A 14,026-nucleotide genomic window follows, 5' to 3' on the forward strand; every position below is an offset into this window, starting at 1 on the left:
CTTTCGCGCGTTAAGTAGGAGGTTAAATGTAAAAAGCTTCTTGAAAATAGCTTCTTGTAGTGCCTCAAAAAATGAGGCAAAAATCAGGCTATGACATGGGTAAATAATGTTCTTATTACATGCCTACTTTGGGGTAAATGTCCCACTACTTTGGGGTAAATGTCCCACTACTTTGGGGTAAATGTCCCACTACTTTGCTTACCTTGGGGTAAATGTCCCACCCCATTTAACAATTATGTGCTTAGGGTCACTCTGATTATCCACATGTGGGTAAGATTCAGCTTCCGCCCAAATGTCCCACTCCTACATAAGGGGTAACTAAGTTACTGGTAAGTAGATTAAGTGATGTGCTTGACACGTGATAAGGGGGGACAATAGTCTGAGGGAAGACCAGGCACAAAAAATGCCCCCACCCTGTTTGCGCAAGGTGGAGGCTAGCCGAACACCTAAGATCACTAGGCGTAAGACCATGAATGATATTACCAGCTCATTGCACCAACTACAGCCCACTAACGGGGAAGTAGAGAGAATCCACAAGAGCTTTTACCCGGCCCAATTTATTTACTGCTGCTTACCCTACCGTGCAGTTGAAGAGAAAATTTGGATCCGCGAAAACGGCACCTGGACACTTGGTATCACCCCCGGCATTATTACCAATCCAGACGGCAGCCGCGAATCTTTTATCCCTTCAGGCAAACTAGCCAGGGCAGCCCTCTTGTATGTCACAACGGAGGCTAAAAAAACTGGCTCACCACGTATTGAGCTAGCTAAGAGCTATCGCGGGTTTCTGGCAGATTTAGGCATTGAGTGGAACCAGCGAAACGCTAAAGAGGCAGTGCGCCAGTTGCGTGCAGTGCTCTCAATGTCGGTGCAACTATCCTTTATCACTCCCGCAGGGAACGGTGACAATGTTGTTACCGAAGTTGAGTTCAAAGTAGGAAGCGGGCGCGAAATTCATTTTGACGCTAAGGCAGATATTAAAGAACGCGAGTCTTATCTGTTGCTATCGGATGATTTTTATCAGTCGGTGATTACCGGTCACGCTGTCCCTATTATTACTGAGACCTGGCGGGCATTGATTCAAGAAACTAAGTCTCCTCTAGCCCTAGATATTTACTTGTGGCTCTCAAGCCGTCTCAACTCACTTACTGCCCCGGTGTATATCACCTGGGAACAACTGTTTACTCAGTTTGGCTCACAAACTCAGCGGCTCGCAGAGTTTAAGAAGTCCTTTAGGGCTGCTCTTGAAACCGTCCGGGAATACTACCCCGGCGCAAATATTAGTGAGATGGGAACCGGTCAGGGCAAGGTTAAAGGCTTTAAAGGTCTTGTTTTACGTCGTTCCCTTTCAGCCCTTCCGCCTCAAAAGTAGATAAGGGCGAAGATGCACCACGGAAATAGTCCTCTAAGGCAGAAAAGAGAGCGCGAGTTGCCTCTTTGTTCAAGGTGTATTTTACGGGTCTACCGACCTCGCCCCGGATAATCTCGGAGGTCACTAGCCCGTGATCTACTAAAAGAGGAATCTGCCGGGAGAGGGAATCTTCTGTAACGGCTAAAGCTTTAGCTATCTCGCGGCGGCTGGTTTTACCTAGGTAGAGCTGGCGGATAATCCCCACGCGCAGGGTATTGCCGAAAACAAGAATGGCACTTCGTACCGTTACAGACTGGTCATGAATCGTGTGCATGTGGGGCATAAAATTTAGTATGTCAAAACGGCTAATAACTGGCTTATAGAGCAATAAACGACTGTTATACCAAGAATATAAGGAAGCGATGTGAATCTCTTAATAACTATGAATACCCACGTCAAACGTACATAACTAATTATATTCACACTAAGGAGAAACACCATGACGCTAGCGCCCTTCGCTGGTTTTATAGGGAATGACCTACAAGTTCAAGAAACCACGAACTCAACCCTTGTTAGGTTTCGGCTCGGTATCACTGACCGTTACCGCAATGCCCACGGCGATTTTGTAGAACGGGAAACTTTTTGGGTCACATGCCAAGCATGGGGAAACCTCGCCCGCCGTATTGGGCAGGAAGTAACCAAAGGTGATGCTGTTCTTATCTTGGGTAGATGGGAGCAATCAAACTACGAAAAGGACGGGGAGAAAAAGACAGCCCGTTTTGTCACCGTAGAGCATCTAGGGCTCGATCTAGCAGTTCCTCAGAAAAAGCAGCAGACTGATGCGGCAGCACCGGCAGGTAACGCGGAGGTAGAAAACCCCCTATGAGCAAATGGAGAACTTTTAAAGCCGTAGTTCTCAATATGCCGGATGACGAGATACCGGGCATTAAGGAACGGCTACAAGGCAAGAAACAGCAGACTACCGCAGCTAAAGCCCCGGTGACTGAACAGAGCGCAGATAGTTGGGATAGCTTGCTAGAACCAAGCAGCCCAACACCTGCCACCTCACCTAGCGAGGAAGAGGAAACCCTGTGGCAGGCAGTTGCCCCCGCTGCTACTGCCTCACCGTGGAAAAAGCTGGTGAGATGGTCAGCTATCGGTCTTATTCTGCTCTTTTGCTGGATTGGTTTCCGTGCGGCGGTCTTTGGCTTCGATACTGAAACTAACGTTGAGATACCGCTAGAGGCAATCTACCCCAGCCAAGCAGCCGAAGCCGTAGCCGAAGGATTTACCCCCGCGTTCCTTACCCTTAAGGAGGGACAGGAAGCGGCACGGGCTGAGGCTATGGCACCCTACTATTCAGGTGGGGTAGCTGAGGCAAAACTTGGATGGGACGGCAAGGGACATCAAGAGGCTAGCAATGTGCGAGTTATCAAGGTTGATCCGATAGATGCAGAGCGTTCGCGCGTCACTGTTCAGGCAAACGTCACTAGCTATGACGGCGATAAGGAACAGGGAACGAAGCCCGTAGCCCTAGAGCTGGCAGTGAAGGTTACAGATGAAGGGGCAGCCGTTTACGGAACCCCGGCATATGTTGGGCTGCAAAGCCCGCCGGAAGTAGCCGTGAGTGAAGAGGTAAACCAAGATAGCGCTTTGGCAGCAGATACCCGCGCCGATATTGAAGCCTTTTTCACCAGCTACGCAGAGCAAACCAACCTATCTAGCATTACAGCCCCCGGTTCGACTGTTACCGGTCTTGGTGGGATTGTCTCAGAACCTAAGGTGACGAGCTGGAAGGTTGAAGGCGGGGACAGCGATACACGCAAAGGTTGGGCAGTTGTTGAATACAGCTCAAACGGCGCGAAGCTCACACAGTTTTACCAGGTCAAACTGGTGAAAGTCAGTGGCGGAGAGTCCGCCAAATGGCAAATTCTAGAAATTAAAGGAAGTGAATCATGACTGATTTTGCAGGTCTAAAAGATTGGTTTATCGTCATCGCGGGAAACCTCTTCATCGTTATTATGGTGGCTCGCGCCTTGGGTGCCTATGCCAAGAGAGACTGGGGCGACCTTATCACCAACTTGGCTGTAGCCGTAGTGATTGGTTTCTTGGTCTACGCCAATGATTCAGCGGTAGCCCTTATTAGGCACCTGGCTACTTTGGCTTTTGGCGGTTAGGTCATAGGTGAGGTATGCGTACCGGTCGCACAGTTACTAAGCAGCTAAAAATAGAGACCCGGCAGCACGAAATGTTGGGGCTTGACTTGGGGGAAGGGCCACGGCGTAAAGACCTGTTACTATCCCTTTTCATTATCCCGGCGTGGGTGTTAATCATGTTTCTACTGATAGGGACACCAACTAAGGGAAACATGCTGGCGTATATGCTGCCTCCCGTTCTCTTTCTTAAGTATGGAGTTAGTGAGAGCGAGAAAAATCCCCGGCGGATGAATTTTACTCAGTGGATTTTAGCTATTCGTTATGTTCTGGTGGGGCACCGTCCGATTGTTCGAGCCGGTGCCCGCAGGGCATCAAAAGCCGAGTACATCCCTTGGGTGCAGCGTTCCAACCTTGGCAAGTTGGCAAGTGCGCTACGGCTAAATTTTTTGGTCAAGCGTAATGGGCAACTGGATTGGGTAGAAGTCGCTAAAATTCCTGGGTTTGGGTTCACCGCACGATACGCCCAAGAAGCAAGAACAACAGCCTATAAACAGTCCTCTGGAAAGCTGATTGAAATTGCCCCTACTGCCTACCTGATGGGCACTGATTATCTAGTGTCAGTTGGTCAGCGGATGCAGCAGAAGAAGAGTAAGAAATGAAAATATTTTCAAAGGTCAAAAGTGCTTTTGGGTTCGATGATGCCCGTAGCGCACCGGCGCCGGCTTATCACACTATTGCAGATGGTTTGCTCGTTACTGCTCTTCATGCCGAAGCCTGGTTTGAGCTGGGTATCTCTAACCTTGATACGGCTAGTAATGAGGCATGGGAATCAGAGCTAGATAAGGTTATTCGCGCCTCGTCTAAGGCTTTAGGGCAGTCACCTTGCCACCTAAAAATTATGTGGTCAAAAATCGATGGCAGCCAGTATTACGAGTCAGTACGTGACTTATACGATGCTGATTATGCAGACGGTGATAAGTGGGCACAGGACTACGCAGCGCGTATTGATGCCTTAGGGCTGCCGCAGCGCCATGTGATGCTGGGAGTTCTACTGGAAGAACGCGACACCGCAACAGCTCAGGCGATTAAGCGCGGTGCTAACGCTGCAACCGGTCTACATGCAGACCCTTTGAGCGATGAAGAGCTAACCCACTACATGAGCAGCGCCCGCCGTATTTTGAAGACCTTAGGCGGCTCACCGCTTAAGGCTAAGTTGGCAGATGCTGAAAAAATTGCCTGGATGCTCTCACGGGAAACCGGGCGAACTAAAGCTCCTGTACCGCCTAAGGGCAAGATTACCGGGGCAGGGTTGCAGCATCTTCTTTCATCAAAGGTCATTCCCTATTCAGACCATTTAGAGCTGCTGAATGAGGCAGGGGAGCCGGTGATGTACCAGGCTATCTTGCCCATGATTGATATGCCCGAAGAAGTCACCGCGCCGGGTAATTCAGAGTGGGCAACATTGCTTTCATACATCACCCGTATGGAGCAAGACGATGCCGGGGAGCCGGTACAAGTACCTGTTTATGCTGATGTGTCGATTCGTTTCCAGAACGTGCCTAAAAAGGACGCTATTAAGCAGGTGAACGAGGCGCGGCGTACTGCTAAAGAACAGCGTCAAAGTGCATCTAAAACTTCTGCTGGTGAGACCAGTGAAGAGATTGAGGATGCGGAGCTGGCAAACGAGGCGCTGCTGAAAGATATTCGCCGTGGTGGTACTTACCTTGTAGAGCACAATAGCCGCTTGATTATCTCAGCGCCTACCCGTGAGGAGCTTGAGGACAATATTCAGGCGGTGACTGACTTCTTTATGCAGGAGGAAATCTTGCTCTCGCGCGGTGAAGATGAACAGCGTGATCTCTGGCTTGAGAACATGCCGGGGGATTCGGTGCGAGTTACTGATATGGGGCACGTTCAAACGGATGTTGCCTTTTATGGGTCTTTCTTCTGGGCAGGTTCTAAAGTCGGTGACAGCGCCGGGGGAGCGGTTGGCTACACCTCAGGAACGACTACCGAAGTTTTCCGTTCTGCTATTGCATCATCTGGTGAACGAGGTGATACGACTTCAACAGCTTATGCAGGACGAAGCGGACGCGGTAAGACAACTGCAATGGGCCTTGAGATGGTTTCTCAGGCACTAGAACAGTCTTCTTGGTTCTGTATGCTCGACCCCAAAGGAGACTGCGGCGGTATCTCTCTAGTGGCGGCACATTATGGCGTTCCTTCTGGCGTGATTGAGCTGGACGAGACCCACAGCGGGGCAGCTGATATGTTCCGCGCTTTGGGCAGGGCAGAAGCCCCTATTGCCGTTCAGTCCATTTTGATGATGCAAGCGAAAGACCGCCGACAGGTAGATGTGGCAACCTCAGCATCTTTGCGCTACGCCACCGAAGAATCCGAAGAAGCTGAGGACCCTTCAACCTATGGAGTTATTGAGCGCATGGCTCAGGCTGAGGATAAGGACGTTCGTTCTTTTGCTGAGTACCTCAAAGACCTAGCAAAAACGCCGGTGGGCAAGATTGTCTTGGGCAAGCCGACCGGTGATATAGCTCTGACGGATAAGCCCGGTTTGTGGATTATTCAGGTTCAGAACCTTTCTTTGCCTAATGAAAACCTTGATTTTGCTGACTGGGACGCGCAAAACCGCCTATCAGTGGCACTCATTCAGGGCATTACTAATTTTGCGCTGCATGTTTCCTCAGCAAAGAGCTTGCGAGCTATGCGTAAGTTGGTGGCTGTTCCTGAGGTTCACATTATGATGCGGGCAACCAACGGGGCGGCATTCCTTGACCAAGTGGCGCGTATGGGACGTGCGTTTAACACTGGTCTGGCGTATGACACCCAGGACTGCACATCTATTGCATCTATGCCGGGTTTGGTTGAGCAGCTATCGGGGGTTCGGATTTTTCAGTTCACCTCAGAAGAGCAGCAGGACGCGGCGGCGAAGCTCCTAGGTTTGCCGGTTAATGCTGAGACCCGTGAGCGTATTCGTTCGTTGGCGACTGACCCGGAGAGTGACCAGCTCATTAAGGGGCGGGCGCTGGTGAGGGACTGGCGCGAGCGTGTGGCCGTTGTTCAGTTTGATTTCCCGTCTGGTGAGGTAGCGCGGTTGATGTCTACTGACCCTAAAGATTTTGCAATGAATGTTGATGTAGAGAATGTGGAGGTTGCAGCGTGAAACGTGTAGCAGGAATGGTTGTAGTTGCTGGTTTGGGTTTGGTTTTGACGGGTTGTTCGTCTGCTGAGTCTGAGGCTGTGAAGGTTGCTCAAGCATATGTTGTTGGCACCGAGAAAGAGCGTTGTGAAATGACCTTAGGAAGGTCGGACTGTAACAACCAAACTGACCAAGTTGTTTGGTCAGGGCACCCCACAGAGGTTGAGTCAGTTACTACTTGGAAAGAAGACGGTTACGCCGTAGTTATTCCTGATGAAAAAGGGAATAAAGATGTATTCGGTCTGAGAAAAGTCAATGATGAATGGAAAGTCGAAGAATACGACGTTATTACTGAAGAACACCTTGCAGAAAAAGACCCTGCTTGTTGGGCACTGAGTGAAGATACCGGCGTTGGGTGTTAATCATGAAGACCCTCGACCCAACAACAACAGCCCGCCTCTTAGAGACCAGTAAAAAAGCCTGGCGGTGGGTTCCTCTCGTAGCCCTATACCGGGGCATTAGAGCCATGGATAAGCGCCGCTGGAAAATCTTTCTTACCACCTTTTTTGTCACCTTCTGGCTAGGCACCGCCCTAGCCCAGGCAGCAGACGGCGGTACCGGTATCAGCTCACTTATCCCCCTAGAAGACTGGTCAAACGGTGGAGCTAAAACCCTCGTGGAAGATGTACCTACTAGCGCCTATTCTGTCGAGTCCACCAAAGGCGGTATCACTAACCCGGTTATTGCCACTATGACCGGGCTAGCCTCAACTGTAATGCTCACCGTAGCGGAGATTGGTTACATCATTGTTGCCATTATGAGCTGGCTTCTAGGGTCAGCCATAGCCTTTGAAGATACCTTAGACATTTCACCGTTCTTAAGCGCAGCCGCTACAGAATCCCTTGGCTGGCTCTTTCCCTCCTGCTTGGCATTGGGAGCAATTTTTACCTACTTTGACTACCTCAGAGAAAAAGCGGTGCTAAATGGTCTTCTGACATTGGTCATTACAGCAGTAGCAGCTATTTCACTTGCACTGTTTCCCAATGTCTGGGTTTCTGGTCTTGAGACTGCCCGCGCAGCCGGTAACACGGTAGTAACCGCTATTAGTACAAGTAGTGGCGGGTCAGCGACCGCGCCGTTTGAATATCAGGACGTGAGCTTTAGCGGTAATACCGATTCTCAGGGGTTCGCCCGTCAGGCTACCGATGCTGTGTGGCGGCAAATGGTGGTTACTCCTTGGTGTGTAGCTCAGTTCGGGTCAGTAGAGACATGCAAGACCTACGGCAAAGAGCTTCTAACAAAAGAAACCAGCAAAGATAAAAAAACTTTCTTAGAAGACACCGTTCTTAAAGAGGTAGGGGAGGACTCAGCAGCCGGTCAAATCATCACCGGAGATGCGTGGTCTCACAAACTAGGCTCAACCATCATTGCCTGTCTACTCGTTATTATCATGGGTTTTTTGATTGCTTCCCTCGTCTTTAGCGCGGTGATTGCCTTCTTCCAAGCTCTCTTGCTTCTTCTGCTCGGTGTATTTTTCCTACCGCTCGGCATGATTCCAGGCGTTACCCGCTCGTGGCTTATTACCTGGGCAATGATGCTCGGCGGGGCAGTTATGGCAAACATTATTGCAATGCTGATGCTCTCAGTATCTATCGGTGTTGTTACCCAAATCAGCATGTCAGATATGACGTGGGGGCGGCAGTTCTTTGTTTCTCTAGTTGTTCTGTTGGCAGCTTTTGGACTTAAGCACACCGTGGCAACTATTACCGGCAGTGCTAGCACTAGCGGCGGCGGTTTTGGGCGTTCGCTCTCGCGCATGGTTCAGGCTGTCACGATGCGGAAGATGTTTAACAGTGCTATGAGCTACCGCAGTGCCCGCAGCAACAACAGCACTATGAGTAATACCAACCGCACTCAGGGGGCAGAAGGTAGGACAAACGGGCTAAACCGCAATATGCACCGCCAGGACGCAACAACCCGCCAACTCACCAACCACAACCGTTTACACAGTTCATCACACCCAGTAAATCCACAAACCCACCGACCGAATACCCCAACTATTATTAACCCCCCAATGGGGATGAATAAGACAGGGAAAAATGCCGGTAACTTCCACCAGAGCGCGCCTGCTAGCGGTGTCGTACGTCAGGGAAGTTACTCCCCTAGAACTGGTTATCGAGAAACTGTTAGCCCATCGTCTAACAGGGCACCGAGTACAGCAGGTGCTCCCTCTTTTGCGCCTTCATCGTCAGGGACAAAGCCCGTGCGCGAGAACTATCCGGCATCGGCAGCCGGCCGTCCCGCCAGTAGTAGGGGTAGCATGCACCAACCAGCACATGAAACCCACCCCGCTACAAGCGCAGCATCAAACGGTCAGCGCAACCACCAGCCACGGGCACTGCGACCGGCACCCATCCAAAACGGGCTACGCACAACGCCCCCGCCCTCACGCAGGGCTAACCCCACAGCCCCGCGACAGATGAAGCCCAAAGCAATCAAAGTCCGTCAGGCAGCTATGAGAGCTAGAGGAACAGGAAACTGAGATGAACAACGGCAAAGACGAGCTAGAAATCTTTGACCACCTCGAAGACGAGCAAGAAGCACCCCAACAGTTCCGCCGTATCAACGAAGCACCAGCACCCAGCGGGAAACCTCGAAACGGTAAACGCTTGATTATCGCGGTTATCCTGCTGCTTCTGCTAGCCCTTGGTGTCTGGCGCTTTATCCAATGGAATAACAGCACCAGCCAGACCTCGGAGCAAATAACGGCACCAGTCACCACTAGCCCGAGCTCAGAGGCGAACACCCCCAGCACCTCAGCAAGCTATCTCAACGGTGATAAACCCCAGGCAGTAGAAGGACGTCCGGCAGCTGACCCCAGCGCGGTCACTATTGCCCCAGCGAGTAAACCAGAGGTGGACACCAAAGACGCTGAAAGCGTCATGCGTGGATTTATCACCATCACCAACAGCCGCGACTCAGCAGAACCCAACGACTTTGAGCGAGTCAAAGAGTGGGTAACACCTTATTCAGCCATTGAGGATATGAGCGGTTTTGATGCCTACGGGAACGACACTGCCGATGTACTACCGGCACCGGTGGCAGTAGAAAAGATTGAGGTCAAAGACCCTACCGGCGACCAGCCCCGCGATACCTCAATACGCCGTTCACGGGTACTAGAGACCACCGTTCTAGCTTCAACCGGTCAGAAGCTACGCCTCCAATGGGAAGTAACCACCATGATGGACGAGGGCGAGAACTGGAAAGTAACCGATGCGCAGCTAAAGAACTGGCAGGGTGTCAGTGAATGAGCGCACTAACTGATGTAACAAAAACCGGGCTGAGAATAGCGACCTTTGCCCTGCTCAGGAAGTTTTTTTTGCCCCTGCTTCTTATTATGGCGCTGTTCTTAGGTGCTCTGATTCTTCTGGGCAGCATCACCGGGGGAGTAACAGGCGGTGGGACTACAACTAATGTTTCTGCTTGCCGTCCAACTACCGGGGGCAGCGGCGAAGACTCAAATCTACGAGGTAGTGCCGAGTTCCGCGCTCACCAGATAGAGAACGCAAAACTGATTGATGAAGGCGTGGCAGAACTTGGTTATTCCGGTAAAACAAGCCGCCTTATCATCATTGCAGCCTTTGGAGAATCAACCCTAGAGAACATCGGTTACGGCGATGATATTCACGGGGTAAGAAACCCTGACGGCAGCCTCACCAGCTCTATCGGCGTACTGCAACAACAAGAGTGGTGGGGCACCCGTGAAGAGCGCATGAACCCCAAGATAGCCGCCCAGCTCTTTATCCTTGGTGCTAAACGCCAAGGCGGAGGGCTAGCAGATGTAGCAGGGTGGGAAAATCTGCCAGAGTCTCACGCTATTAACCGGGTACAGAAAAACTCAAACCCTGACCACTACACCTCCAGCATTTCTTATGCTGATGCCATTATTGCCGAGGCAGGGATAGATGTAGAACGAGAAGGTAAAACCAGGTCAGATAACGCCCAGGACGCAGCCGAATCTACACCGGCGAACGCTGATAGCTGCAAGGGCAACCCCGGAGGCAATGCCGATGCCAATAACACCTACCCCTGGGGTGAATACGGAGACGGCGGCGTAGTGACTCCTCCTAACTCTTGGGCACCTGACCCTATGGGATTTTTCTATGGCGAATGTACCTCATACGCCATGTGGAAGGTAAACGAGTACCTAGGCGGGGATATAAACAACCTCAAGTACACCAACGGCTCAGGCTCACGCCTAGGTAACGGCTACCAATGGCGCGAAGGGTGGCAAGCAAGAGGCTGGAAAGTCTCGACCACCCCCACCGCTAACAGCGTGGCGTGGTGGGGGGCTAATGGAGCTTCTGGCATTGGAGAGTACGGGCATGTTGCTTGGATTGACTCAGTAGCCGAAGACGGCAGCTTCATCATTTCCGAATACAACAACAACTACCTAGCCCCACCCGGACACAAGTATTCAAAGCGCGACCCTATCAGCATGGACGACCCCAGCGCACCTAACGCATTTCTTATCCCCCCAGACCCCTCAGACAAATAGAAAGACTAAACCCATGAATACCGCACATATCACCACAAAGACTCTCACCCTAGAACTAGAGGGAACCACCTACACCGAGAACATCACCGATAAAGAGACCGGGCGCAAAAGGCTCTTAGGTCTTATCCAGGAGAAAGCAGCAGCCACAGGCAGCACAGATATAGCTGTTCACGTCCAGGGTGAAGAACCCATTGGGCTACGGTATGCCTCAGGTAAGGTCTCAAAAATTGATGTGCCACAACAGGCAGCACAGCCAGCAGTCAAAGAACCCCAGGCTGAACCGGTGGAGCCTATCGCCCCCATTGATTTAGACGAGATGGACGATGACGCTTTAGATATGCCTGTTCTTGAGGGTAGGACCATGCGCGAAGAGGCAGCAGAGACTAAAGCCAGTGAGCCGGTCAGCCCCGCCCCGGTAGCAGCACCTCAGCCCACAGCAGTTAGCCGCCCGTCCGTGGCCGCCCATGCTGCAACCAACACGAGCAAGCCCACCGCCGAGCAGTTTTACACTGCCAAGCCGACCACAGCAGAAGAACCAGCGCGTCAAGGGTGGCGCGGGATGCTGAACTCTTTTGGTCTATCCCTAGCACCTAGCAATGAAGAATTATCCGAGCGAAAAGCACGCCGTGAAATTCAACGAGGACTTAAATCTCACAAAACAATTATGGTTGCAAACCTCAAAGGCGGAGCAGGTAAAACCACCGTTGCCTATCTTCTATCCTCCGTCTTAGGGCGTGTTAGAGGCGGAACAGTTTTAGCATGGGACAATAATGAAAACAGAGGTACTTTAGCCTACCGTTCACCGGTTGAAGCTAATACAACTAACACCGCTATTGATTTGCTGCACGAAATGAGTTTCTTTGAAAATTCAGGTCAAACAGCAGAACTAATTAACTTTGTGCGTCCCCAGGGTGAAAATAAGTTTGACCTTTTAGCATCACAACACCAGGGCAGCGACAAACCCGTTATTAACGGTGAAGGTTTTATCTCTCTTCATAATTTATTGCGCTCTTTTTATCGCATGATGATTATTGATACTGGTAACGCTTCTAATGCCTCAACCTGGCAGGCAGCAGCAGCCACCGCCGATGAAATGGTTATTGTTTGTTCTAATGCTGAGGACTCAGCGCAGACCGCAGCAGAAACTATTGATGCTCTTATTAAAAAGGGCTATCAGGAAAAGGTAGAAAACTCTGTTGCCGTCATTATTGATTCAGCAAAGAATAAAGACCGGACTAAAGCCAAGGTAGATAAGGAACGCCTAGAGCGCATCCAAAACCACCTAGCCCAGCATGTGCGAGCTGTGCATGTTTTGCCCTGGGAAACCTCACTAGAAAACGGTGGGGCGATCGATTGGGACAAGCTCACCCCTAAGACCCACCGGGCACTGATAGAGGTTTCAGCATCAGTTGTTGCAGGACTCTAGGAACAAGGAGATACACAAGAATGTCACGCGGTAAACCTGTAGAAAATCCTGATCTGCCCTACAGCCCCAACCGGGTACAGCTCACCACGATGGTTAGCCCTAAGGTTCGGGAAATGCTCAAGCGCATCAAGGTCGAAAATGACCTTTCATACGGGCAAGCTATCTGTGAAGCGGTGGAATCCTATTGGGCAGCCTACGCCTCAGAAGGCGATAAAAAACAGGTGTAAAACACCGGCAGCTAGTACCCTCAGGGCCAGCTCTGAGGGTACTGTTTTTAACAACACCACCCGTAAAGAACACCATAAACAAGACCGTAAAGAAATGCTTACCCCCTGCCCCCAGTGCTATCAACGTTCATTCAGCCTCCCTCACCGACACCCCACACCCTCCTCGTCCCTCGTTGTGTGTGGGGTGTCGGTGAGTTCGGCTTTATTCGGTTGGCACTGGGGGCAGGCGGTAAGTAGAGGGACAGGAGGGTTTGTTTATGGTGTTGACCAGGTGGTGTTGGTAGAGAGGTTAAAGGAGTTGAGGCAGTAGATAGTGGTGAGTGATAGAGATCAGTGAAGATTGAAGGTGAAAGGGAAGTGATGGTGAATCAGTGCAGGCTAATGGAGGGTTTGAGTGTGGTTGAAGCAAGAGAGGTCACAGGGATTTTTGAGGTGCGTTTAGTGATGGAAGGTAAGTGCTAATGATGGTTCTTGTGGAGCGAGACCGGCAGATTTTAGAGTTCATGGCTAACTGGGCTTTTGTGGTTTCAGAGCAGGTTCAGGAGTACATGGGTATGTCGGCGCAAATGAGTTGGCGGAGGTTGGCTAGGCTCACGGAGTTGGGGTTAGTGACGTATTCTAAGACCTTGAATTTTCCGCGTAAGTTTTATTTTGTTTCGCGTGAGGGTTTAGAGTATCTAGGTTTTCCTGCTGAGAATAGCCCTAAGGGCGTAAAGCTGGCGCAGCTTGAGCATGATAAAACTTTGGTTGATATTGCGATTGACTTTCACCGGCGGAATCCTGGATATGAGATTTTTGGTGAAACTAAAATGCGGCGGCTTGATATGTCGGCTTTAGCTAATGATGATGCCGCTATTTTTTCATTGAATCGTTTTGTCGGGGGTCGGTCTGTTCAGGTGTTTCCGGATATGGTAGCTAAGAAAGATTCGGCTATGTTTTATATCGAGTATGAGCACAGCCCGAAAGATCGTAAAAGATTACATTCTTTGATGACTGGTTATGCGAACTCGCCGAAGGTTACAGCGGTTAAGTATTATGTTGCCCCGGCTGCTTGGGTTCGTGTTTCTGATGTTTATGATTCTTTGAAAAATGATTTGCCGCTTGTGGGGGGTAAACCAAAAATTCAGGTTGAACTTTATGAAGGTGGGAAATAG

General features: G+C 50.7%; 14 protein-coding genes. 13 read left to right on the top strand and 1 reads right to left on the bottom strand.

Going from position 1 to position 14,026, the window contains the following annotated elements; translation table 11 throughout:
* Window positions 1-469 precede the first annotated feature (469 nt).
* Window positions 470-1,372 carry a replication protein RepA gene (locus ABD982_RS09070; protein WP_345446658.1) on the top strand — a complete coding sequence of 301 codons (903 nt, stop codon included), beginning with the start codon at window positions 470-472 and terminating at the stop codon, window positions 1,370-1,372.
* On the opposite strand, the gene ABD982_RS09075 is transcribed toward ABD982_RS09070, so the two are convergent.
* The gene (locus ABD982_RS09075; protein ID WP_345446661.1) at window positions 1,320-1,694 is read right to left on the bottom strand and encodes an ArsR/SmtB family transcription factor; all 375 of its coding nucleotides are present in this window, start codon (window positions 1,692-1,694) and stop codon (window positions 1,320-1,322) included. The two genes, ABD982_RS09070 and ABD982_RS09075, sit on opposite strands and share 53 nt — an antisense overlap.
* 156 nt (window positions 1,695-1,850) lie before the next feature.
* Here ABD982_RS09075 and ABD982_RS09080 point away from each other — a divergent pair, with 156 nt between their 5' ends.
* The 12 genes from ABD982_RS09080 (at window position 1,851) to ABD982_RS09135 (ending at window position 14,026) form a co-directional block, all read left to right on the top strand.
* Window positions 1,851-2,237 (top strand): single-stranded DNA-binding protein, encoded by a 387-nt coding sequence (locus ABD982_RS09080; protein ID WP_345446664.1) that lies wholly within the window; start codon window positions 1,851-1,853, stop codon window positions 2,235-2,237.
* Window positions 2,234-3,310 carry a conjugal transfer protein gene (locus tag ABD982_RS09085; RefSeq protein ID WP_345446667.1) on the top strand — a complete coding sequence of 359 codons (1,077 nt, stop codon included), beginning with the start codon at window positions 2,234-2,236 and terminating at the stop codon, window positions 3,308-3,310. The genes ABD982_RS09080 and ABD982_RS09085 overlap by 4 nt, the downstream gene beginning before the upstream one ends.
* Window positions 3,307-3,528 (top strand): hypothetical protein, encoded by a 222-nt coding sequence (locus tag ABD982_RS09090; protein WP_345446670.1) that lies wholly within the window; start codon window positions 3,307-3,309, stop codon window positions 3,526-3,528. Before ABD982_RS09085 ends, ABD982_RS09090 begins: the two co-directional genes overlap by 4 nt.
* Before the next feature lie 14 nt (window positions 3,529-3,542).
* Entirely contained in the window at window positions 3,543-4,166 is a 624-nt protein-coding gene (locus ABD982_RS09095) for a hypothetical protein (protein WP_345446672.1), read from the top strand.
* Entirely contained in the window at window positions 4,163-6,685 is a 2,523-nt protein-coding gene (locus ABD982_RS09100) for an ATP-binding protein (RefSeq protein WP_345446674.1), read from the top strand. The genes ABD982_RS09095 and ABD982_RS09100 overlap by 4 nt, the downstream gene beginning before the upstream one ends.
* Window positions 6,682-7,083: a hypothetical protein gene (locus ABD982_RS09105; RefSeq protein ID WP_345446677.1), complete on the top strand. Its 402-nt coding sequence runs from the start codon at window positions 6,682-6,684 to the stop codon at window positions 7,081-7,083. Before ABD982_RS09100 ends, ABD982_RS09105 begins: the two co-directional genes overlap by 4 nt.
* Before the next feature lie 2 nt (window positions 7,084-7,085).
* Window positions 7,086-9,203 carry a hypothetical protein gene (locus ABD982_RS09110; RefSeq protein ID WP_345446680.1) on the top strand — a complete coding sequence of 706 codons (2,118 nt, stop codon included), beginning with the start codon at window positions 7,086-7,088 and terminating at the stop codon, window positions 9,201-9,203.
* A 1-nt stretch (window position 9,204) separates the two neighbouring features.
* Window positions 9,205-9,972, top strand: coding sequence for a hypothetical protein (locus tag ABD982_RS09115; RefSeq protein ID WP_345446683.1), 768 nt, complete (start codon window positions 9,205-9,207; stop codon window positions 9,970-9,972).
* The gene (locus ABD982_RS09120) at window positions 9,969-11,219 is read left to right on the top strand and encodes a CHAP domain-containing protein (protein ID WP_345446686.1); all 1,251 of its coding nucleotides are present in this window, start codon (window positions 9,969-9,971) and stop codon (window positions 11,217-11,219) included. The genes ABD982_RS09115 and ABD982_RS09120 overlap by 4 nt, the downstream gene beginning before the upstream one ends.
* 13 nt (window positions 11,220-11,232) lie before the next feature.
* Window positions 11,233-12,645, top strand: a complete 1,413-nt coding sequence (locus ABD982_RS09125) for a MinD/ParA family ATP-binding protein (protein ID WP_345446689.1) — start codon at window positions 11,233-11,235, stop codon at window positions 12,643-12,645.
* Window positions 12,646-12,665: 20 nt separating this feature from the next.
* Window positions 12,666-12,872 carry a hypothetical protein gene (locus ABD982_RS09130; RefSeq protein ID WP_345446692.1) on the top strand — a complete coding sequence of 69 codons (207 nt, stop codon included), beginning with the start codon at window positions 12,666-12,668 and terminating at the stop codon, window positions 12,870-12,872.
* Window positions 12,873-13,333: 461 nt separating this feature from the next.
* Window positions 13,334-14,026 (top strand): phenylalanine--tRNA ligase subunit alpha, encoded by a 693-nt coding sequence (locus ABD982_RS09135; RefSeq protein ID WP_345446695.1) that lies wholly within the window; start codon window positions 13,334-13,336, stop codon window positions 14,024-14,026.

It is taken from the genome of Rothia endophytica (assembly GCF_039543885.1).
GTDB lineage: Bacteria > Actinomycetota > Actinomycetes > Actinomycetales > Micrococcaceae > Rothia > Rothia endophytica.